At 58.7% G+C, this 21,715-nt stretch carries 21 protein-coding genes; 14 read left to right on the plus strand and 7 right to left on the minus strand.

Going from position 1 to position 21,715, the window contains the following annotated elements; genetic code table 11:
• Positions 1-117 precede the first annotated feature (117 nt).
• From QZ305_RS00715 to QZ305_RS00730, 4 genes are all read right to left on the minus strand, one after another.
• A complete protein-coding gene (locus QZ305_RS00715; protein ID WP_294729577.1) occupies positions 118-1,104 on the minus strand; it encodes a C39 family peptidase in 987 nt (328 codons plus the stop codon).
• 179 nt (positions 1,105-1,283) lie between these two features.
• Positions 1,284-2,147 carry a DMT family transporter gene (locus tag QZ305_RS00720; RefSeq protein ID WP_294729578.1) on the minus strand — a complete coding sequence of 288 codons (864 nt, stop codon included), beginning with the start codon at positions 2,145-2,147 and terminating at the stop codon, positions 1,284-1,286.
• Entirely contained in the window at positions 2,144-2,920 is a 777-nt protein-coding gene (locus QZ305_RS00725) for a hypothetical protein (RefSeq protein ID WP_294729579.1), read from the minus strand. Before QZ305_RS00725 ends, QZ305_RS00720 begins: the two co-directional genes overlap by 4 nt.
• Positions 2,921-2,972: 52 nt before the next feature.
• Positions 2,973-3,899: a diacylglycerol kinase family protein gene (locus tag QZ305_RS00730; protein ID WP_294729580.1), complete on the minus strand. Its 927-nt coding sequence runs from the start codon at positions 3,897-3,899 to the stop codon at positions 2,973-2,975.
• A gap of 101 nt (positions 3,900-4,000) precedes the next feature.
• Here QZ305_RS00730 and QZ305_RS00735 point away from each other — a divergent pair, with 101 nt between their 5' ends.
• From QZ305_RS00735 to QZ305_RS00760, 6 genes are all read left to right on the plus strand, one after another.
• Positions 4,001-4,429 carry a potassium channel family protein gene (locus tag QZ305_RS00735; RefSeq protein WP_294729581.1) on the plus strand — a complete coding sequence of 143 codons (429 nt, stop codon included), beginning with the start codon at positions 4,001-4,003 and terminating at the stop codon, positions 4,427-4,429.
• Entirely contained in the window at positions 4,426-4,869 is a 444-nt protein-coding gene (locus tag QZ305_RS00740) for a potassium channel family protein (protein ID WP_294729582.1), read from the plus strand. The genes QZ305_RS00735 and QZ305_RS00740 overlap by 4 nt, the downstream gene beginning before the upstream one ends.
• 292 nt (positions 4,870-5,161) lie before the next feature.
• The gene (locus tag QZ305_RS00745) at positions 5,162-5,983 is read left to right on the plus strand and encodes an HAD hydrolase family protein (protein WP_294729583.1); all 822 of its coding nucleotides are present in this window, start codon (positions 5,162-5,164) and stop codon (positions 5,981-5,983) included.
• The gene (gene ispD / locus QZ305_RS00750; RefSeq protein WP_294729584.1) at positions 5,961-6,620 is read left to right on the plus strand and encodes a 2-C-methyl-D-erythritol 4-phosphate cytidylyltransferase; all 660 of its coding nucleotides are present in this window, start codon (positions 5,961-5,963) and stop codon (positions 6,618-6,620) included. Before QZ305_RS00745 ends, ispD begins: the two co-directional genes overlap by 23 nt.
• Positions 6,621-6,787: 167 nt before the next feature.
• The gene (locus QZ305_RS00755; protein WP_294729585.1) at positions 6,788-7,816 is read left to right on the plus strand and encodes a hypothetical protein; all 1,029 of its coding nucleotides are present in this window, start codon (positions 6,788-6,790) and stop codon (positions 7,814-7,816) included.
• Positions 7,817-7,922: 106 nt separating this feature from the next.
• On the plus strand, positions 7,923-10,208 hold the full coding sequence (locus QZ305_RS00760) for an HAD-IC family P-type ATPase (RefSeq protein WP_294729586.1): 2,286 nt from the start codon (positions 7,923-7,925) through the stop codon (positions 10,206-10,208).
• A 222-nt stretch (positions 10,209-10,430) separates the two neighbouring features.
• Here the strand turns inward: QZ305_RS00760 and QZ305_RS00765 are convergent, their stop codons facing one another.
• Positions 10,431-10,916 carry a peptidylprolyl isomerase gene (locus QZ305_RS00765; protein ID WP_294729587.1) on the minus strand — a complete coding sequence of 162 codons (486 nt, stop codon included), beginning with the start codon at positions 10,914-10,916 and terminating at the stop codon, positions 10,431-10,433.
• 83 nt (positions 10,917-10,999) lie between these two features.
• Between QZ305_RS00765 and QZ305_RS00770 the strand changes: the two genes are divergently transcribed.
• From QZ305_RS00770 to QZ305_RS00785, 4 genes are read left to right on the plus strand one after another with little or no spacing between them, the layout of a single operon-like run.
• Complete coding sequence (locus QZ305_RS00770; RefSeq protein WP_294729588.1) at positions 11,000-11,827, plus strand: LD-carboxypeptidase; 828 nt, start codon at positions 11,000-11,002, stop codon at positions 11,825-11,827.
• The gene (locus QZ305_RS00775; RefSeq protein WP_294729589.1) at positions 11,824-12,594 is read left to right on the plus strand and encodes a hypothetical protein; all 771 of its coding nucleotides are present in this window, start codon (positions 11,824-11,826) and stop codon (positions 12,592-12,594) included. Before QZ305_RS00770 ends, QZ305_RS00775 begins: the two co-directional genes overlap by 4 nt.
• Complete coding sequence (locus QZ305_RS00780) at positions 12,581-14,551, plus strand: ATP-dependent DNA helicase RecG (protein ID WP_294729590.1); 1,971 nt, start codon at positions 12,581-12,583, stop codon at positions 14,549-14,551. Before QZ305_RS00775 ends, QZ305_RS00780 begins: the two co-directional genes overlap by 14 nt.
• A gap of 23 nt (positions 14,552-14,574) precedes the next feature.
• On the plus strand, positions 14,575-15,324 hold the full coding sequence (locus QZ305_RS00785) for a hypothetical protein (protein WP_294729591.1): 750 nt from the start codon (positions 14,575-14,577) through the stop codon (positions 15,322-15,324).
• 191 nt (positions 15,325-15,515) lie between these two features.
• On the opposite strand, the gene QZ305_RS00790 is transcribed toward QZ305_RS00785, so the two are convergent.
• Positions 15,516-15,914, minus strand: coding sequence for an HIT family protein (locus QZ305_RS00790; protein ID WP_294729592.1), 399 nt, complete (start codon positions 15,912-15,914; stop codon positions 15,516-15,518).
• Between the two features lie 751 nt (positions 15,915-16,665).
• On the opposite strand from QZ305_RS00790, the gene celB reads away from it, so the two are divergent.
• From celB to QZ305_RS00805, 3 genes are read left to right on the plus strand one after another with little or no spacing between them, the layout of a single operon-like run.
• A complete protein-coding gene (celB, locus tag QZ305_RS00795) occupies positions 16,666-18,000 on the plus strand; it encodes a PTS cellobiose transporter subunit IIC (protein WP_294729593.1) in 1,335 nt (444 codons plus the stop codon).
• Complete coding sequence (locus QZ305_RS00800) at positions 18,001-18,891, plus strand: ROK family protein (RefSeq protein WP_294729594.1); 891 nt, start codon at positions 18,001-18,003, stop codon at positions 18,889-18,891.
• Positions 18,892-18,929: 38 nt separating this feature from the next.
• Complete coding sequence (locus QZ305_RS00805) at positions 18,930-19,397, plus strand: hypothetical protein (protein WP_294729595.1); 468 nt, start codon at positions 18,930-18,932, stop codon at positions 19,395-19,397.
• A gap of 117 nt (positions 19,398-19,514) precedes the next feature.
• Here QZ305_RS00805 and QZ305_RS00810 read toward each other — a convergent pair whose 3' ends face one another.
• Positions 19,515-21,308 (minus strand): PTS sugar transporter subunit IIA, encoded by a 1,794-nt coding sequence (locus tag QZ305_RS00810; RefSeq protein ID WP_294729596.1) that lies wholly within the window; start codon positions 21,306-21,308, stop codon positions 19,515-19,517.
• Between the two features lie 79 nt (positions 21,309-21,387).
• On the opposite strand from QZ305_RS00810, the gene QZ305_RS00815 reads away from it, so the two are divergent.
• On the plus strand, positions 21,388-21,696 hold the full coding sequence (locus QZ305_RS00815; protein ID WP_294729597.1) for a PTS sugar transporter subunit IIB: 309 nt from the start codon (positions 21,388-21,390) through the stop codon (positions 21,694-21,696).
• Positions 21,697-21,715 lie beyond the last annotated feature (19 nt).

Below are 21,715 nucleotides of genomic sequence, written 5' to 3' on the forward strand. Positions count from 1 at the left end.
GTGAATGCGCTGCAGGCCTGATTTCGTTTAATCCGGGAACACCGGGGTGGACTCTGTTTGTCACACGCCACTGTTTCACCAGAGCGGCGTGTAACCGTGACGGCTCATCCTTCACGGTTACTGGCCGACCTGGTCGCGCCAGTAAGCCCAGGCATACCCGCACTGATCGGCCACTGTCTGAGCATCCCAGAGGCGGGTGTTTTTGTCCGAGTTGGGGTCCAGCACCTGGAACTGTCCGTTTTCCATGCCCGTGACCACGATGAAATGTCCCACCCGGGTGAAGTCGCCGGGATTCATGGACAGAACCAGAATGTCTCCGGCATTCAGGGCGGCTTCCATCATCTCCCGGGTGGGGGCGATGGATTCGAACTGAATGCCCCAGTTGTTCGCCGCGTCTCCCAGCAGAGAATGCGCCGTTCCGATGCCATCCACATAGTCCCCGGCCTGTTCGGAGAACTGAGCCACCGCATAAGGGGTGATGGCGGGATCCTGATTAAGATAAGAGAACACCATGGACAGGCAGGTGGGCGCACAGCCTGCAAAGAGCATGTTGCTGGTGCCGTAGGGCAGATACGCCCAGCGGGCATCCCACTGCAGCAGATGCGGAACGGTTTCCAGGGATTCGCTCAGCGCCCCGGGCTGCGGCGTATTGCCATCCAGCTCGTGCAGCCGGGAGACGATTTCCTGACGCTGGTCATCCCGGGACAGGAAGGTCATATAGTCCGAAGGAATGCTCTGGTCATCCCAGAGATCCAGAAAGCGGACGCCGTCTGTTTCCGGATGGGTCTGCTCCACCCGGGCCGCCACGTCATCCGGAATCTCCGTCTGTTCATTGTTGTACTGTTCCAGGTCCTGATAGGCGGCTGCGTTGTCTGCGGCCACCATGGCCATGAAGGTGTCATAGTCTCCCTGATCCAGATTCCGGCTGTTGGTTTCCTGAGAGAGCCGTCTTTCCAGGTCCTTTCTGGCACTGACAGCTTCCGCCAGCGCTTCATGCCGGGCTGCCTGCGTGCTGTAGTACCCGGCCGCCAGCACGCTCTGAAAAATGGCGAACACAGCCACGGTGGCCAGCGCAATGCCCACCCACAGATAGGTATAACTCATACGCCGGCTCCGGGCCGGTTTCACGTTCTTCACAGATGATCAACTCCCCTTTTCTTCCACGCCGGCAGCAGATCGCGTCTGCCTGAACAGGCAATCACATTCTACTCTGAATTCTGCCGTGCACAGAGTAATATTCTACCGGAATGTGAGGGAAAACACACCACTGGCTGCCACTCTGGTTACAGGGTGCAAAGCATGCCGCCCAGGATCACGCCGGCGCAGAGCATGGCCTGCCACAGGGTAACCGGTGTCCCCTGAAACAGCCAGGCCAGTACCGGTGCCCAGGCGCAGAAGGTGATGTTCAGCGGCATGGCTCTGGCAGCCCCGAGCCGGTGAATGGCCAGATAATAGCACAGGTAGCTGGCGGTTCCCGCCAGACTGGCTGCTGCCAGCAGCCCCAGGCTGCCGCTCATGGCCTGCGCATCCCCAAAGCCGTGAAACAGCGGCAGCACCGCCAGCCAGAACACCGTGCCGGAAACCGACTGACGCAGCAGCAGGGCCACATCATTGTCCACGGAATCCGCTTTCTGCACCAGCAGCCCTTCGCAGGCCCAGCCGGTGGCTGCCAGCAGTCCGAAGCCAAGACCCGGCCAGAATCCGGATCCCTGCACAGCGCCTCCGGACAGCAGCATCAGACAGCCAAGTGACAGGATCATGCCTGTTATCTGCCGGCGGGTGATGGGTTCATGAAACATCAGCGCCCCCGCCAGCAGCCCCAGTGCAGGATACAGAGAAGAAACGGAAGCCGCCAGTCCCGGTCCCAGATACCGGATTGCCATGACATATCCGGCCATCCCCACGGGTCCTCCCAGCAGGGCTGCTGTCATGATCCGGCGGCCATCCCGGTGCTTCACAGCCCGCAGGACAGCCGGCCAGCGCCGGCGCAGGGTGGTCAGCACCGCCAGCCACAGGGCACTGCCCAGATCATGGAACGCCGTGGCAGCCAGCGGGGCTGCAAAGGACATGGAAAAGGGCGCCAGGACCAGGGAGAGTATCACTGTATCCAGCGCCCAGAGAAATCCGCCGCAAAGTCCGCTGATCAAAGCTCCGGCCTCACGATGCGCATCAGCTCTTCCATGAGCCCCGGCAGTTCGGCGGCGGACTGGATTTCCGGCACCAGCTCCGTTCCGTCTTCCCGGAACCCGATCACAAACACGCTGCCTTCTTCATCCATCGGCGGCAGGTCATGCTCCTCACAGTATTTCGTTGCCACAAACGCCAGCTGGCGCAGGGCCATCCGGGACAGGGGGATCGCCGCTTCCACATCCGCGAACCACCGGCCCATGTCCGGATCGTAGTCCGCTGCGATCACCAGCACATAGGGGCTTTCCGGCAGGGCCCGCAGCCGTCCCCAGGTTTCGTTCTGCAGCAGGAGAATGGTTTCCAGCACGGAATCGATCCAGCTCAGTTCGTCTTCCGTTTCCCGGATCCGGCTTTCGTAGGCATCCCAGAAACGGGAAAACGGGAAGTCCAGAAAGGAAGGACTCCAGGAGCACAGCGCCTGCTGGAACCACTGCCGGCAGACCTCCGGGGCAATCCCGGCTTCTTCCAGTTCCTGCAGCATGTAGATGGATTTGATGAGACCCGGCAGCCGGGTTTCCACATACCAGTTCCGGGTACTCTCCAGCTGCCCGCTGTTTTCCAGATCGATGCCCTGCATATCCGCCGGATCGGGTATGTCTGTCCACTGTTCCAGAACAGCCGGATCTTTCATCAGCTCCCTGGTGCGGCCCCCTGCCTGTTCGCTGACACTGGACACCAGTTCCAGCAGCCGGATCTGACGGGGTGTCAGATCCAGAAATGTGCGTTCTTCCATATATCGTTCCTCTGTCATTCTTCTTTGTTCATGGCTGTCATGGCCTGCTGCATCACAGGCCGGGTTCCCGGACCAGCCGGAGAAACCCCGGCAGGCACCGGATATCCGCATGACTGATCTCGCCGCCGTATTCACCGTCCAGCGTCCAGATCGCGGGATCGCTGTCGATCTCCAGGTGATCGGTCTGTCCCCATTCAAAGAAAGGAGAAGAGAAATCCCGGCTGGCCAGCGCCCGCAGAATCTGATTCAGTTCCGTCAGATTCATGGGCCGGCGGATGCACAGATATTCCAGCAGCCCGTCATTCAGATCGGTTTCATCCGGGACCAGAATATCCGATCCGCCCACAGAGAGGGAATTGCACACCATGACAAAGGTGAAATCGCCGGTTACGGTCCGGTCTTTATCGGTGATTGTCATCTTCACCGAGTTGTTCTCCCAGTGGGCAAAGTCAATGGACTGGATCGCCGCGGCGACATAGGCCAGCGTGCCGAACCGCTTTTTCTGGTCCTGGGGTGTATCCCAGGCAGCCTGGGTCCCGATTCCCGCTGCGGCGACATAGGTGAAGACTTCGCCGTTGAAACTGCCGGCGTCCACCTGCCGGGGACTTTGCTCCAGGGCGGTTTTCATCGCCTGCAGCGGATCCTGGGAGAGGCCATGGGTGCTGGCAAAGTCATTGACCGTGCCTACAGGGACATAGCCCACAGGCAGATCCGTGTCCTTCAGGCCGTTGGCCACTTCATGAAACAGGCCGTCTCCGCCCGCTGCAATGATCCGTTCATAGAACCGGTGATCCCGGCGGATTTTTTCCGTGGCATCCCGGGACCGCTGTGTGGGATGCACCTCTACGCGCCTGCCCGCTGCCACAGCCAGAGAAATCAGATCGTTGAGCGAATCCAGGATCCGGCTGGATCCGGAATGCGGATTGTAGACAAACAGGACCGGCTTTTGTGCCGGCATCTGATCCTTCTTTGTTTCCATGTGTTTCATTATACGCTGAATCCGTCCTGGGTCTGCCTCTGTCTGATGCAAAAGAATGCCCGCAGCAGCCCCCGGCGTCCGGACTGGCTTATCATGGAGTCATGAAAGAATTTCAAGTGATCCGGACCATGATCCGGAAAACCGGGATGAGCCGGTTTCTGACTGGATTTGCCATATTCTATGTTCTGTTCTGTTTTCTCATTCAGCTCGCCGATCCGGCGGTGGAAAGCTTCGGCGATGCACTGTGGTTCGGCCTGAATGTGATCACCACCATTGGCCTGGGAGACTATACCGTCACCACACCCCTGGCCAGGATCCTGGTGGTGCTGCTGGGCCTGGGAGGCATTCTCATGTTCGCGTTCATCCCCGGCGTCATGACTTCCTATTATCTGCAGCGGGTGCAGACGCAGAAAGATGATTCTCTGAATCAGTTCTACAGCAAGCTGATCCGGGCTCCGGAGCTGACCGCTCAGGAAAAGAAGGAAATTGCCGCCCGTACCCGGGCAGCCAGAAAGAAGGTGGGGAAATGATCCGGGGATTCCAGCTGTTCTGGCTGATCCTGGAACGCCTGCATCTGAAGAAGTTTCTGTTTGTGTTCCTGCTCTGGTATGTCATCGCCTGCACTCTGCTCTGGATCCTGGATCCGGCCATCACCACCCTGGGTGACGGCTTCTGGTTCGGGTTCATTCTCGTGACCACCATCGGCTTCGGGGATTTCACCGTGACAACCCTGCCTGCCCGCATTGTGGCGGGGATCCTGGGGCTCTACGGGGATCTGGTGATCACCTTCCTCACCGGCGCCATCACATCCTGGTTCTACGAAAAGTTCCAGGGCTTCCAGGGACACTCTGTGGGCGCTTTCGTAAACCAGCTGGAGCATATGGATCAGCTCTCCGACGAAGAACTCCGGGAGGTTGCAGCCAAAGCGAAAGCTCTCCGTCAGCCTTCCGGGCACCAGGATCCGCAGTAACCGGAAAACGCCTGTCCACTGGATGCATGGACAGGCGCTGTTTGTATGCAGCATGCCGATGGCTGCCGGGGCCTGGATCAGAGAGGAAGGTCCAGTGCTTTGAAGCTGAAGGAGGGGAGGGGCTCAGGCTGGCGGATTTACACAAATTCTTCGGAAAAAGTGTAAAATTTCGCACTTTTTCTCGGGAAAAAGTGTATTCGTTCATAGTAAACAAATGCTGTCTCCCGCACTGCATGGCATTTCTGCTTTCTGAAAGGGTTTTCTGCTGAGCCTCGGGCGGTATACTGATGTCATGAAACAATTGCCGAAACTGGTTCTGTGCGACATAGACGGAACAATCGTGAACTCCAGCTGGGACATGACCCCGGCGGTCAGGGAGCTGTTCATGAAGCTCCATGACAAAGGCGTCTGGACGGGCATCGCCTCCGGGCGTCCGGTGGATGACATTTCCTTTCATATCCGGAAATGGAATCTTCCCTTCGACTTTGACATCCTGGTGGGACTCAATGGCTGCGAAGTGGTCAACCGCATCACCGGGACACAGACGCTGACCCATACCCTGCGCGGAGACCAGCTGCGCATGGCCGTGGATGTGATGCGCCGGCAGGGATTCGACTTTATTCCCTTTGTCTATCAGGGAGACCGGATCCTGGCAGAAGACATCACCGAGGTGATCCGCACCTCTGCCCTGAAATCCGGCAAGACACCGGTGAAAGCCAGTCTGGATCAGATTTGTCAGGACAATGCGAAAATCATGCTGCGGACGCAGAACGAAGAAGAAACTGCCCGCATGGAGGCATATATCGCCGCCCATCCCATCGAAGGCATCAAAGGATTCCGGACCCAGGCGACGCTGCTGGAGTTCGCACATCCGGAGATTTCCAAAGCCGTGCCCCTGCCGCAGATTGCCGCGGATCTGGGCATTTCCCTGTCCCAGGTTATGGCCTGCGGCGATACCACCAATGACAACGAGATGCTGCAGACTGCGGGCATCGGGGTGTGCCTGGCCAACGGCACCCCGGATACGAAAGCCTGTGCTGATTTTGTGACGGACCTGGACTGCGACCACGACGGTCTGGCGGTGTTTTTCCATGAACAGTATCCCCAGCTATAGCGCCCTGGTGCTGGCAGCGGGACAGGGAACCCGCACGGGTCTTGCCTACAACAAAATGTTTTACCGCCTTCCCGGGGGAAAAACAGTGCTGGAAGAAGCGCTGCGGCCGTTTCTGGCGGACGAAGCCTGCCGCCAGATCATCATCACCGGGCAGCCCGGTGAGCTGGAGGATCTGCGGCGGCTGGCACCGGATCTGCGCTGTCAGGTGGTCGCCGGGGGCGATACCCGGCAGGAGAGTGTGCGGCTGGCACTGGATCATGTCACGGAACCGGTGGTATTCATCCATGATGGTGCCAGACCCTGGCTGCAGAACCGGGAACTGGAAAAGCTGAAGCAGGTCATGGTCACGGAAAAAGCGGCGCTGCTGGCGGTCCCGGTCACGGATACCATCAAGGAAGTCCGCCAGGGTCGGATTGCCGGAACCCCGGACAGAACGCTGCTCTGGGCTGCCCAGACTCCCCAGGCTTTTGATACCGCCCTGATCCGGGAGTGCCATGCCAGAGCCCTGCAGGAAGGGGCGCAGGTCACGGATGATTCCATGCTGGCAGAACGCTGGGGACAGGTGAGCGTGGCCGTGGTCCCATCCGATCCGGCCAACCGGAAAATCACCGTGGCCGCAGATCTGGAAGTCGGATGAAAGGCCCATGCCGCGGAGTGATCTGTGGTTTTTGCTGTGTGTGGCCGGGTGCTCCGGCAGACATCGGCAGGGGAATTCACCATGGTCGAAAAAAGCCCGGGATGACGATAAGATGACACAGAGAGCCTGCTGCCGGATGGCGCATAACGCAGGCAGGAGGACGGCAGATGAAAACAGGAAAGCTGGCGATGACAGGGGCCATGGTGCTGGCTCTGGCACTGGGGGTGATGCCGGTGCAGGGAAAAGAAGTGAAGACGGATACTGCGCCGGAGATGTACAGGACGGTGCAGGAAATGGGTCAGGCGCTTGCATCGTATCCAGCGGTGAAAAAGCTGGCGCTGGATCCGTATAAATCGGAGGCGGAGGAAGGGACGTATGTGATTCCGGGGCTGAACAGAAGCGCTTCGCTGAATCTGTCGGGGAAGCCGGCGTCCTGCAGGACGATGACACCGCAGGGGATCACGGAGACGGACAAGTACCTTCTGATTTCGGCGTACTGTCATGATCACATCCATCATTCGGTGATCTGGGTGCTGGACAAACAGACGCATGACTATGTGAGGACGGTGGTTCTGGAGGGAATGCCCCATACCGGCAGCATTGCCTGGGATCGGAACCGGAATGTGATCTGGGTGGCGACGCATGAACATGGCAAGGCCACGGCCAGTGCCATTCCTGCAGAGGTGCTGGATACGGCGACGGAGCAGAAAGCGGTTGCCTGGGACAGGACTTTCGAGCTGGAGGGCCTGCCGGTGGATTCCTGTCTGTGCATGGATGGTGACTATCTGGTGGCGGGGTCCTTCGAGAAGACCGGAGATGTGCACATTCGCTGGTATGAGGTGGATGACAAGGGGCTGCATGGGGGAGAGGAGAAGATCCATCCGGGGGCGTCCCGGAAATTCGGTGCCAATCTGCAGGGGATCGCCGTGGTGGACGATCATATTCTGACGGCGGCTTCCGATGGACCGAATCTGGCTTCCACGCTGAGTGTGTTTCCCAAAGACATGAAGGATCTGGACAAGGCATCGGCGGTGGTGACGCTGCCGCCGCGGCTGGAGCAGATTTCGGTGTCTCTGTCCGGTTCCAGGCTGTATGCGAATTTTGAGAGCGCGGCTTCGGCTTACCGGGATGAAGGCGTGGTGGTGGACCGGATCCTGTCTCTGGATCTGGACAAGGTGCTCAGGGAGGCGGCATAAAGCACACTGCCGCGGCTGAGCCAGGTGAGCCGGCTGCCCTGCCGGATCTGGCGCGGTCCGGGAGGGGGTTTGGGATGGCGGCCTGTGACTGGAAAGGCGGTACCGGATGAAACATTCCTGTCGTGATATATTCCTGCGTCAGACATTCACGCTGTTCAATGGGGTGAACCTGGTTCTGGCGCTGCTCATTGCCTGGACCGGGTCCTGGCAGAATCTCTTTTTCACGGGGACAGTGCTGACCAACTGGCTGATTGGCATGGTGCAGGAGATCCGGGCGCGCAAGACTCTGGACCGGCTGGCACTGCTGCATCAGGATGTCTACACGCTGGAAAACGGCAGCCGGATCCGGCGGGATGACCTGCAGCCGGGTATGGTTCTGGTGCTGGTACAGGGGGATCAGGTTCCCTGTGATGGCCGCATTGTGGCGGGTGTCGGGGAAGTGGATGAGAGCCAGCGCACGGGGGAAAGCGAAGAAGTGCTGCGGCAGCCCGGGGATCAGCTGTATGCGGGGACCACGGTGATTTCCGGCCGGCTGTCTGTGAAGGCTGTGAAAACCGGTCAGGAAACCGCAGCGGGGCGCATGATGCAGGAGGCCCGGGGGCACAAGACGTTCAGCAGTCCGCTGCGGCAGGCGATTGATACCATTGTGCGCTTCTGCACGCTGGCCATTGTGCCCTGCGGTCTGCTGCTGTTCGCACGGAGTGTGTTTATCAGTCATGTGCCGGTGAAACAGGCCATCAATTCCATGGCTGCGGCGCTGATCGGCATGATTCCCGAGGGGCTGGTGGTGCTGACTTCCATTGCCCTGGCGGTGGCCAGTGTCAAGCTGGCGCGCCAGCAGGTGCTGGTGCAGCAGCTGTACTGTTCGGAGACGCTGGCGCGGACGGATGTTCTGTGTCTGGACAAGACCGGGACGCTGACGCAGGGAAAAATGACGATGACAGGAGTGATCCCGGAACCCGGGTGGGATCAGATGAAGGTCCGGCGGATCCTGGCGGGGCTTTATGCGCAGCTGCCGGATTCCAATGCCACGGCAGAGGCAATCCGGGCGGGGTGCCGGGATGTGATTCCGGAATCCTTCCAGGTGCAGTCCATGACCCCTTTTACCTCCGCGACGAAGTATTCCCGGGTGGTGACAGCCCAGGGGACCTGGCGCATCGGGGCGCTGACAAGCATTCTGGCTGATTCCATGCCCGCTGCGGTACAGGCAGAAGATGCCGCCGGCGGTCAGGAGAGTTCCAAAGATCCGGCGGGTGGGATAACGCCGGATACCCGGGAAGCAGGATTCGGGCCGGACCTGGAGCGGGTGCTGCGTGAGCAGCAGGCCTGGGCAGCCCGCGGGCGGCGGGTGCTGGCGCTGGTTCTGGATGCGCATGTGGTGGCTCTGATTCTGTTTCAGGATCCCCTGAAGCCGGAGGTCGGCCAGACTGTGGAATACTTCCTGAAGCAGGGTGTGTCCCTGAAGGTGATCTCCGGTGATGACCCGGCAACGGTGCAGGCGATTGCCAATGAAGCAGGGATCCCGGGTGAGGCGGTGAGCATGCAGGATGTGCCCGGGGACCGGATTCCGGAACTGATGCAGTCTCACTCGATATTCGGCCGGGTGCGCCCGGAGCAGAAAAAAGCCATGGTCCAGGCGCTGCAGGCGGCGGGACATGTGGTGGCCATGACCGGTGACGGGGTGAATGATGTGCCGGCGCTGAAAGCCGCGGACTGCAGCATTGCCATGGGTGCGGGAGCCCAGGCGGCCCGGGCGGTGGCGTCGATGATTCTGCTGAACAATCAGTTTGATGACCTGCCGCAGATCGTGATTCAGGGACGCCGGGTCATCAACAACATTCAGCGCACGGCGAGTCTGTTTCTGGTCAAGACGCTGTTTTCCTTCGGGCTCACGGTGCTGACGCTGCTGTTTTTCAAGGTCTATCCCTTTGAGCCGGTGCAGCTTTCGGTGATTTCCGCTCTGGCCACGGGGATCCCCAGCTTTGTGCTGACGCTGGAACCCAATGATGCCAGAGTCACGGGGGACTTCCTGAAAAATGTGCTGTCCCGGGCGGTTCCCGGTGCATTCAATGTGCTGCTGATGGTGAGCCTGGCCCGGCTTGTGCCCGGTTCCCAGGGGCAGTTTTCCACCATGGCCACGCTGATGGCGGGCATGAATGCGCTGTGGGTGCTGTTCTATGTGTGTCAGCCCATGACCCGGATCCGGCAGGTGCTGGTGGCTGTCATGACGCTGGGGTTTGCGGCTGCGGTTCTCTGTTTCGGGCGGCTGATGTTCCTTGTGCCCCTGACGGCTCTGCAGACTGGCGTGGTGGTGATCTGCGGCTTGTGCATGCCCTTTGTGCTGAAAGGGCTGCAGGTGCTGGAGCGCCGCCTTCTGCGTGCAGGTGTGTAGGCTGGACTGGCAGGGCTGATGCTGATGGATATCGAATGCTGGCAGTCAGCCTGCAGACAGAGGTGAGAGATGCGAAAAACCGTCAGTACGGGCTGTGGGTCCGTTCTGACGGTTTATTTCGTGCACCGGACATGGTGCACTTTCAGCTGGTGAGAAACCAGCTTCGACTGACTGGTCAGTGGACTGGACGGGACAGCAGCGCTGTTCATCCATCAGTCCGTCTTATTCCTCTGTAACGCGGATGGACTTGATGACCTTTTTCTCTTTGGGAGCATCGTTCCAGTTCGTGGGTGTGGAAGCGATTTTGTCCACCGCATCCATGCCCTGGGTGATCCGGCCGAAAGCCGCATACTGGCCATCCAGATGCGGTGCGTCCTGATGCATGATAAAGAACTGACTGCCGGCGCTGTCCGGATCCATCGCCCGGGCCATGGACAGAACACCCCGCTCATGCTTCAGGTCATTTTTGAAGCCGTTCCCTGAAAACTCACCGGGAATTGTATATCCGGGCCCACCTGTTCCGTTTCCGGCGGGATCACCGCCCTGAATCATGAAACCGGGAATGATCCGGTGAAAGGTCAGTCCGTCATAAAAGCCGTCATTGGCCAGTTTTTCAAAGTTTTCCACAGTCTTCGGCGCGATTTCGGGGTACAGTTCGCCCTTCATGACATCGCCGTCATCCATGGTGATGGTGACTTTTTTCGTCATAAGAGAATTCCTCCTTTTCCTCCATCTTAGAAAAACCCGGGGCTGCAGACAATCGCAATGCCGCCGGATGGTAAAATGTTTTTATGACAACAAAACAGACAGAGAAGAAACCGGAAGCAGCCGGCAGACTGAAAATCGGCCTGCTGGGACTGTCGGATCCGGCCCCCTGGCCCGCGGATCTGATGGAAGCCCTGGATTTCTGCGACCTTCATATCTCGCCCATACTGGCTCAGCCCAGTACCGGGCAGCAGCGGGCTGCCATCTGGAACAGCTGGATGCAGCAGGGAGACTTTGACTGGATCTTTGATGTATCCGGCGGCAATCTCTCCACGCTGGCTCTGCCCTATCTGGACCTGGATCTGTACAGGTCCTGCCGTACCATCTTTGCCGGATACAGCGATCTGACACCGGTCCTGAATGCGCTCACCGCAGCGACCGGAAAGGAAACCCTGCTGTTTTCCGCCTGGCAGAACATCAGCGTCCTGCAGGCATTTCTCCGGGACGGGGACCTGAGGCTCGTCCGTCCCCAATGGCAGGCTGTGGGATCCTTCCCCCTGCGGCATCTTTCCGGATCCACGGTGACAGGCGGCAACATCCGGTGCCTGCTCAAACTGGCAGGAACACCCTGGTGGCCGGATTTCCGTGGCCGCGTGCTGTTTCTGGAAGCCCGCTCCGGCGACGCCTTCGCCATCGCTTCCATGGTCGCGCATCTGTGCAATGCCGGGGTGATGAATCAGATCGCTGTACTGGCTCTGGGACAGTTTACCCAGCTCAAGGATCCGCTGCCTGTGGTCCAGACTGTCCTGGAACAGATGGGCGTCAGCCGGGATCTGCCGGTGGTGGTCACAGAAGAGGTAGGACATGCCCCGGGGTCCCTGGGGCTGTGGATCGGAAAGGAGCTGTTTTCATGAAACTCATCCGTTCGCTGTTCGACCGAAGAGCACTGCTGCCGGCAGCGGCGCTGCTCATTCTTTCCGGCGTCTATGAACTGGGTTATTATGCCATCTTTGCTCTGCCGCTGCCTGCTGTCGGGCAGGGAGCGCTGTTCATTGTCTGGTATCTGGCTGCCGGGGTGGCTCTGTACTGTCTGATGACTGCCGCCTGGCGCCGGAACCGGGAACAGACAAAGCCGGCAGCCGCAAAAACCGGCAGACGAAAAGCGCCGAAGGTTCCGGAACCGGAGCTGACTGTATCCGGTGCGCTGCGGTCTCTGGCTCTGGCCGCCTTTTATCTTGTGCTGGTCTATGGCATTCTGCGCCCGTTTTACGGACTGGCAGCCAGCCACAGCTGGGTGCTGGTTCCGGTGGAACTGCTCTGCGCGCTGGTGCTGATTTTCTGCGGTCCGCTGACGGTGATCTGGAATCAGGCTGCCGCCTGCCGGCAGCGGCCATGGCAGCTGCTTTCCGGGCTGTGGAAGTGCCGCAGTCTCGTCAATGGCTGGTGCTTCATTGTGCTGGTGCGCATGGCGCTGGACACGCTGCTGGGGGGGCTGTTCACGCTGGCTTTCGGGGTAAATGCCTTTTCCCTGAGCACCCTCATGCTGTTTCAGGGGGATCCGCTCTCCAGCGCCGCTCTGTACGCCTCCGGCGGCTTTGCCGGGGCAGCGCTTCTGTTCTGTCTGACAGGCTGCCTCTATGCCTGGATGATGGCGGGCTGGTTCCTGCATGGAACTGAATGAACTGAAGCTCACCGCCCGGCGGTTCGGGCTGCTTCAGAAAATGGGCATCACGACCCTGGAGCAGCTGCTCAAAACCTATCCATTCCGGTATGAAAGCCACCAGATGCTCCCCTTTGATCAGTGGGAGAAAGGAGATATGGTGGGATTTGCCGGACTGATTGCCAGCCGGCCATCTGTGATTCGTCTGGCAGGCAACCGCACCATGACCCGGTTCACGGTGATCAGCTGGAATCAGGAAATTCAGGTCACGGTGTTCAACCGGCCCTGGCTCAATGCATTTCCCTTCGGCCAGACCATTTACATCCGGGGTACGTATCAGGGAGCCGGAAAAGTCACTGCCCTGCAGGCGGGAAGAAAACCGCCGGAGGAAGGACTGATCCCGGTGTATTCCATGATCAAAGGCATGAAGCCCCAGGATATGCCGGCCATCATGGACAAAGCCCTGGAGCACCTGGATCAGCTCCCGGATCTGATTCCTCCTGCTCTTCGGCAGCGTTACCGGCTGCTGGACAAAAACACCAGCTACCGGTGGATTCACCATCCGCCTGATGAAAAGCGGCTGCATCTGGCGATCCGGACGCTGAAATACGAAGAGTTTCTGTGTTTCCAGTGTGCCGTGCAGTCGGAGAGTGCGCTGGGTGTGCGCAAGCAGCCCCGGATTTTTGACCAGAATCTGGCGGAAGCCTTTCTGGCGCAGTTTCCCTATGAACTGACAGCCGATCAGCAGCAGGCAATCCAGGATGTCTGGAGCGACCAGCGCCGGGATACGGCCATGTACCGGCTGGTGCAGGGAGATGTGGGATGCGGAAAAACCGTGGTGGCCATGGCTGCCATCAAAACCTGTGAACTCTCCGGCGGTCAGTCGGCCATGATGGCACCTACGGAGATTCTGGCCCGGCAGCATCTGAAAACCCTGACAAACGCCGGAATCCCGGCGCGGCTGCTGGTGTCTTCTCTGCCGAAAAAAGAAAAGCAGGCAGTGCTGGAAGGACTGAAGACCGGGGCGATCACCGTGGTGGTGGGAACCCATTCCCTGTTTCAGGATCCGGTGGAGTTTGCCAGTCTGGGTCTGGTGGTGGCGGATGAGCAGCAGCGGTTTGGGGTGGCTCAGCGCCGGCAGCTGCTGGAGAAGGGAAAAGGTGCGGATTTTCTCATGATGAGTGCCACACCCATTCCCCGGACCTATGCGCATTTTCTGTACGGTGATATCTCGCTCTCGGCGGTCCGCACGATGCCGGCCGGGCGCAGACCGGTGGATACCCGGTATGTCCGGGGGAAATCCATGAAGCCGGTACTGTCCCAGGTGCTGGAGGGGCTGCGGGAAGGGCGGCAGTGCTATGTGGTGGCGCCGGCAATTGATGAAAACCTGGAGCTGGATATCAAAGGCGTCACTTCCCTGTATGAAGGGATGGCCCAGGTGCTGGGAAAGGACTGGGAGATCGGTCTGCTGCATGGCCGGATGACCGCGGCTCAGAAAGAGGATGTCATGACCCGGTTCAAGGAAGGAACCATCCGCATTCTCGTGTCCACCACTGTCATTGAAGTGGGAATCGATGTGGCGGATGCCACGATGATGGTCATCTATGATGCGCACCGGTTCGGTCTGTCCACCATTCACCAGCTGCGGGGACGCTGTGCCAGAGGACCGGTCCAGGGCCGCTGCTGGCTGCTGTCCAATACCCGGGACACGTCTGCCATTGAACGGCTCCAGAAGCTGGAGGAGCTGAAGGACGGATTTGCGATATCGGAATATGATCTGCAGCTGCGCGGGCCCGGAGACCTGCTGGGGACCAGACAGTCGGGTCTGCCTGCCTTTGTGCTGGGGGATTTTGAAAAGGATCCGGCCATCATGGAGGCCGCGGTGCAGGATGCGGCTGCCGAACTGGCCACCCGCAGCTGGCCGCCGCTGATGGAGTACGTCAGACAGGCCCGGGATTCGGTGCGGTACATGGACTGACGAACTGGTGGTATCATGGATGCATGAAAACCGGAGCTGTAAAAAACAAACTCATATACTTCGCCTTTCTGCTGTCCTGCTGTATCGGGCTGATGCTTGTGGGATATTTCGGATTCCTGCAGACGGTGAACATTGATGTGATGCTGGGAATCCAGTTTGTCTATACCGGAGAAAGCGGTCAGGCGCAGGTCAGTGCAGTTTCCAAGACCGATGACCTGAACCAGCGCATTCAGGAATTCATGCAGACTGTGACCTACACCATTGAGCCTGCGGAAGGATTGTCCAACGGGGATACGATCACCGTGACAGCCCTGTATGATGCGGATATGGCGGCGGAATATCATTTTCAGCCGGTGAACACCCGGGCAGATTTTCTGGTGGAGGGGCTGCCGGAGCGGTATGCCAGTGTGGCTGAAGTTCCGGAGGACTACATCCGGGAGAGTGAAGTGGCTGCTTCCCAGTATCTGCATGTCCAGAATCAGTCTCCGGTGTACGGCGCGTTCCTGCAGGGCAGCAAGCCCGGGGTCCGGGACCGGATTCTGTGGATGTATGAACGGGAGAACGGGGAATATGAAATCGTGCTTGTGCCGGACATCAATGATTCGCAGAACGTGAACCGGAAAGCCATCAGCAGTCAGCAGGCGTACCTGTCCCGGAAGGAACAGGAAAAGCGGGATTTTGCCGGCTATGTCCGCCGGGTTTTTGAGGCCGACTGCACCATTGAAGAACTTTCCTGGACCACCCAGCCCAGCCAGCCCGGCCAGCCGGAGTGACACGGTATTCCGTGTCATTCCGGCACGCTGGGCTGTGGAGAAGGAGGCGGCTTCATCCGGAGTTGGAGTCGTTAAGCCGGATTTTGGGTCGAGGATAAGCCGGCTGCCCCGGGGATGGACCTGTCAAGCTGAAAGAAACAGAAGCAGAACAGGGGGATGACCGTGAGTGGTCATCCCCCTGTTTCGGGTGCTTATCTGATTTTTGCCAGGACCTGATCCAGATCCAGGTCCATCGGACCGAATTCCAGAGTCAGGGCCTCCTTCGTCCGGTCATCATACCGAGGAATGAGATGAACATGAAAATGATCCACGCTCTGTCCTGCACTCTCTCCTGCATTGGACAGCAGGTTCATGCCGGAGGCACCAAGTTTTTCCTGAAGAATTTTTCCCAGGGCGCTGGCTGTGCCGAACACCTTTCCGATGATGGCGGCATCGGCCTCCATGAAGTTTTTCACGTGGGTTTTGGGCACCACCAGGGTGTGACCGAAGGAAGTGGGATTCACGTCCAGAAAGGCGATGACATCCTCGTCCTCAAACACTTTTTTGGCCGGAATGCGGCCGGCAGCGATTTCGCAGAATATGCAGTCCATGTTCCATGCTCCTTCCCGTTCTCGGGTTGTTCCGTTGCGGATTTCGATGTAATGAAAAGCCAGGCTAAGGGGATGCCTGGCTTTTCAAATTAAGGGGATAGAAAATAGTATGAATTAGCCTAGACTGAATCATACCGGCAAGGTCTTCTGCTCCTTGCTTGTTTAGAGTTTAACACAGGGTATACCAGTAATTGTGTGATAAATATGGAAAAATATGTGAACAGGCGATTTTAAGGCCAAAATCAGGGGAGAAGCAGCCGAATACTGCAAAAATCTGCCACTGCTCTCCCACCTGCACCCCAATTCTGAGATATTTCTGAAGAAAAACAAGACAAATACCCACCAGCGCAAACAGTTTGAAACCGCTTGCATTCAGGCGAACGGGGAAGTGTGGGCAATTACGTGTGAAGAACTGTCAGGATTTCTTCACAGATTTCATCCTGCACACTGAATCCGGCATAGATCCGGCACGGGAAGCACGACCAGGCCGGAGGCAGCAGAGCCGGATGGCGGGTCCTGTCAGTCATTGGCCGGAGAGGAAAAACAGACGCCAGCCAGCTGACAAGGCACAGATTCCGAAAACAGACAGAGTTTTTCCGGGGAGCAGGAAAAAGAATGAATGAAATCAAACGCTTACATAGGTAAGATTGTGTTGTACAAAACGTATAGACAAATAGAGTACATGTCTATATCAGAAGAAAGGAATCCACAGTATGACACATTGTATCCTGACTGCGGCAAGGTGCGACCGATGAGTGCCGGCTTTGCAAAATTCCGTGACCCGCTGATGAAGCTGGGGGAAAAGTTCGCGCAGAACAAAACACTCCAGATTCTTCGCGATGCATTCATGCTGGCATTCCCGCTGACGATTTTCGGATCAATCACGCTGGTCATCGCCAACTTTCCGTTCCTGGACAAGATTCTCGGGGAGCAGGGAGCCGCAACGCTGAATGCACTGCTGGGGCCTGCTTCCACTGCCACGATGTCCATTGCCACGGTGTTCACCGTCCTGGGCATCGGGTATTATTTCTCGAAGGACCGCAAATGCGATCCGATTTTCGGAGCAGCCATCTCTCTGGCGGCGTTCATCATGATCACCCCCATGGAGGTGGAGCATGTGCTGGAGGATGGAACGGCTGTCATGGTGGGCAGCGTGCTGGCCATCGACCGGCTGGGTGCCAGAGGCATGTTTGTGGGCATGCTGGCGGCGTTTCTGGCTGCCTTCCTGTACTGCTGGATCACAAAGAAGAACTGGACAATCAAGATGCCGGCTTCTGTGCCGCCTGCAGTATCCAAGTCTTTTTCTGCCCTGATTCCGGCCTGTCTCACCTTGACGGTGTTCCTGGCGGTGCGGATCGGCTTCACGTTCACGCCCTGGGGCAATATTCACGATTTCATCTATGAGCTGGTGCAGGCACCGCTGACCAGTCTTGGCAGCAGTCTGATTGCCACCCTGCTGGCGATTTTCTCGATTCAGATTCTGTGGTTTTTCGGTCTGCATGGGCAGATCATCGTGAATTCGGTGCTGGATCCGATCTGGAATACACTGACGATGGAAAACCTGATGGCGTTTCAGGCGGGCGAAGCCCTGCCCAACATCGTCACGAAGCAGTTCATTGAAATCTTCACGGTGGGCATCGGCGGTTCGGGGATGACCCTGGCTGCGGTGATCATTCTGGCGTTTTTCTGCCGGAGCCGGCAGCTGAAGCAGGTGGGACGTCTGGCGCTGCCTGCAGCCTGCTTCAACATCAACGAGCCCATCATTTTCGGTCTGCCCATTGTGCTGAATCCGACGATTCTGATTCCCTGGATCCTGGCGCCGGTGATCAACGTGTGCATTGTGTACTTCGCCATGGCGACAGGACTCGTCCCGCTGACCACCGGAGTGACGGTTCCCTGGACCACACCGATTTTCCTGTCCGGCATGCTGGCGACCAACTCATGGCAGGGTGGTGTGATCCAGCTGGTGGAACTGGCAGTTGTCTTTGTGTGCTGGCTGCCGTTTCTGAAAGCCCTGGATCGCACGGCTCTGCAGAGCGATATCCAGGAAGAGGATGACAGCGTCTTCGATCTGGGGGATGAGTGAATGAAGCCGGTTCTCTGCTTCGATATCGGCGGCACGCTTGTCAAATATGGCCTGGTGGATGAAACCGGCCGCATCCTGACAAAGGGACGGTTTGCCACGGACCGTGGAAATGGGCAGACGGTGCTGGCGGAGATTGACCGGATCATTGAATCCTGTGATGTCCGGGGGGTGTCCTTCAGCTGTCCGGGGTTTGCGGATGATGAAACCGGCGAGATCGCTGCGGGGAATGTCATTGCCGGTTTCAATGGTCTGAACCTCCGGGAACGCATCGGTGGCCGGCATGGACTGCCGGTGGCGGTGGAAAACGATGCCAACTGTGCCGCCCTGGCGGAATATGTCTTCGGAGCGGGGCAGGGGTCCCGGGGGCTGGCTGTGATGACACTGGGCACCGGTGTGGGCGGAGGTCTGGTCCTGAACGGAAAGCTCTGGAAGGGGAACCGCTCCATGGCCGGGGAATTCGGGTTTCTGTTCGTGCATGGCATTCACACGGATTGCCCCGAGGAAGAAATTCTGTCGGCTCATGGCTCGGTGCGGGCGCTGACAGAAGCGGTGAACCGGGAGCTGGGCACGGATCTGGATGGCCGGGAAATCTTTGACCGTGCAGCAGCTCAGGACCCGATATGCCGGAAACACATCGCGCATTTTCTGGATTCTGTGGCGATGGGGGTCTATAACGTGGCCTACACGCTGGCGCCGGATACCATTCTGATTGGCGGTGCCATCAGCAGCAGAGAGGATCTGCTTCCGGAGATCAGACAGCGGGTTTCCGCTCTGACGCCCTCTTTTTCCCTGGACCTGAATGAAACCACGAAGATCGACCGCTGCCGGTTCGGCAACGACGCGGGGCTGATCGGGGCCTGCGCCAGTTTTCTTCAGTCGGATTTCAGATAAATGCACAAGCTGCCCTCCTTTCTCTCTCTGAGGGCGGCTTGTTTTTTTGTCTGGTCCTGGGGGCTGAATTTGTGACCGGCGCCCTGGCGTGGATCGCTGCACAGGTGTTCCCGGCTCAGATCATGGCGCTGTTCGGGGCAGCCAGCGAGAGCGTGTATTATGTGCAGTTTGCCATGAAGGCATTCCGTGTGTATCTGTGTCTGCTGCCGCTGGCAACGGTGAACAAAGGCGTGTTCATCTTTCTGCAGGCCATGGGCAAAGCCGCGGCTTCCACGTTTCTGTCCATGGTCCGGGAACTGGGGTTCGGCGTGGGATTTGCCCTGCTGCCCTGGTTTTACGGGCTGGATGGTGTGCTGTATTCCATGCCGCTCAGCGATGCCCTTACCTTTGTTCTGTCGCTGATCATCGTTGTCCGTACGCTGAAATCACTCCATGGTCCGGTCTGTGACCCGGTGTGCCGGCCTGCCGGAGTCTTACATCCGGCGGGTGTCTGCCGGGGAGCCTGAGAGCAGAATCACAGAAACACAGACAAAAGAGCCGCAGTCACCGGCTTGAGACTGCGGCTCTTTTGCCTGCATGGATCTGTTTCCGGATCACGTCTTCATACCCGGATGCGGCTTTTCTCAGAGGGATTCCAGACTGCAGACCCAGGCACAGAACTGCCGGTAGTCGCTGCATCTGGTCAGCGAGCGCAGACAGGATTCATCCTGCAGCAGCCGGATGAGCGGTTCATAGACTGTATGAAACAGCCGCGTGTCATCTGCCCGGGGACAGAGAAGAAACACCGCATACACCCGCTGACCATTCCAGTCCATGCCTGCCGGGTCAATGTGCACGGCGGCAGCGGAGACCAGAGCGGCGGGTTTCTGCGGATGCGGGATCGCAAACCCGCCGTAGGCTGTGGAAGCAAACTGTTCCCGTTCCAGTACCAGACAGGCCAGATCTTCTTTCGCATATCCGTGATCCACGAGTCTTTCTGCCATCTGTTCGATCAGTGTGGCTGCATTCTGGACGTTCCCTGTGGAAAACAGGTCCGGAGCAGTCAGGGAGAGAAGGCCCTGGATCAGGCTGTTTCCGGCAGCCGGATGCAGCGCCCGGGCGATCCGGTCCAGATCCTGAGGATTCAGGAAAGGGGATACCACCAGGGCATGGCGTCCCGGGAGTTCCATGGCTGATACGATCAGACCGGTTTCGGGCACATCCTGCGGGGTGTGCTCTTCGATCAAAGCCTGGTGACCGAACTGTGCCTGCAGCCGGTCCAGAAACTGCTGCTTCAGCCCATGCCAGGCGGGACACACCGCCAGGATCTTCGGCTGTTCCTGCTGCCAGGCCAGCTGCGTGCCGATGTGCAGGGCAAAAAATGCTGTTTCGTTCTCATCCAGGGTACAGCCGAAGGTTTCCGAAAAGGAAACAGCGGCTTCCACGGCCATCTCGAAAATAAGGGGAGAAGCGGCCCGGATATTCGGCGTCATGGGATTGGGAATCTGGGCGTGGCTCTTCATGCGGTACAGCAGCTGCTGGGCATGGGCTTCAAACAGAGGCAGAAAGGAAGACCGGCTGATTTTCACGAAATACCGGTCTTCCAGATACTGCGTCACGGATTCGCACCAGGCGTGGATTTCCGGACTGACCTGCTGACATCCTGTTGCCTGCAGCGCCATTTCGTCCAGATCCCGAGCATCGCTGACGGACAGGGAAATGCCGAATTCTTTCTGCAGCAGTCCGGCCAGCTGCCGGCCTTTTTCCGTCTGCGGCCAGGCGGACCGATCCTTCTGGCGGCGGCAGACAATCAGCACGGTGTGACTCACCAGATTCACGAACCGCAGTTCGTTGGCATCCGCCTGCCACTGTTCCAGCAGCCGCGTCCACACTGCGGCGGTCCGGTCCACGATCCGGGCAGCGAAGACAGTCCGGAGAAAATCCAGATGGATGTATTCGCCGGGGGCCTGCTGCCGCAGCAGCCGGGAAATCACCTTCCGGACGGATTCTTCATCTCCTGTGCAGGTGATGCACCCTTTGCGCAGTCCAAAGCGCAGTCCATCGGCCTGATGCGCCCGGTTCATTTTCACCAGATCCTGCCGCAGCGTGGAGGCACTGACCGCCAGCAGATCGCAGACCTCCAGCAGCTCCGGCTCCTCGCCGTCCAGCAGGACGCGCCGGATGATCCAGAACGCCCGTTCTTCGTGTGTCTCCGGCATGAAGGCGCCTTCCTGCAGCAGAGCCCGGGCTTTCCCGCGGCCGGCGAGCACAAATCCCCGGGATGTGGACTGGATGAATGTTCCTTCCGGATCGATTTCGTGGATGTAACTGCGGATGGAACGCTCCGATATCTCCATGGCAGCTGCCAGCCGGGCTGCCGGAACCGGCTGGCGGGCCTGCAGCAGCAGACGGAGCACTTCCAGTTGTCTGTGGTTCATGCTCATCAATACTATAATAATATAGAAGCACCGGGACTGTCAGCCGCCCCGAGTGGCTGCACCGGAAAAGGAGGCGCCTATGACTGTCTATTTGTGCTGTGTATCCGGGTTTTCCTCCAGCATCATGGCCAGAAATCTGGAAATCTGGCTGCAGGAGCGGATGGAAGAAGAAGTGCTGGTGGAGCCTGCCTCCTACCGGATGATGAAAGATGAAGGCGCCCTGGCGGACATCATTCTGCTCAGCCCCCAGATGGCCTGGGCCCGGCAGGAACTGTCCGGTCTCTTTGCGCCGGTGCCCGTGCTCACAGTGGGAATACAGGCATACGGGCTGGGGCAGCCGGATGAGATCGGCAGGGAGATTCTTGGCCTGGCAGCTGCCGGACTGTGAGAGGCACGTCTGTCTTTGC

This window comes from uncultured Faecalibaculum sp. (assembly GCF_910588395.1).
Taxonomy (GTDB): Bacteria; Bacillota_I; Bacilli_A; order Erysipelotrichales; family Erysipelotrichaceae; genus Faecalibaculum.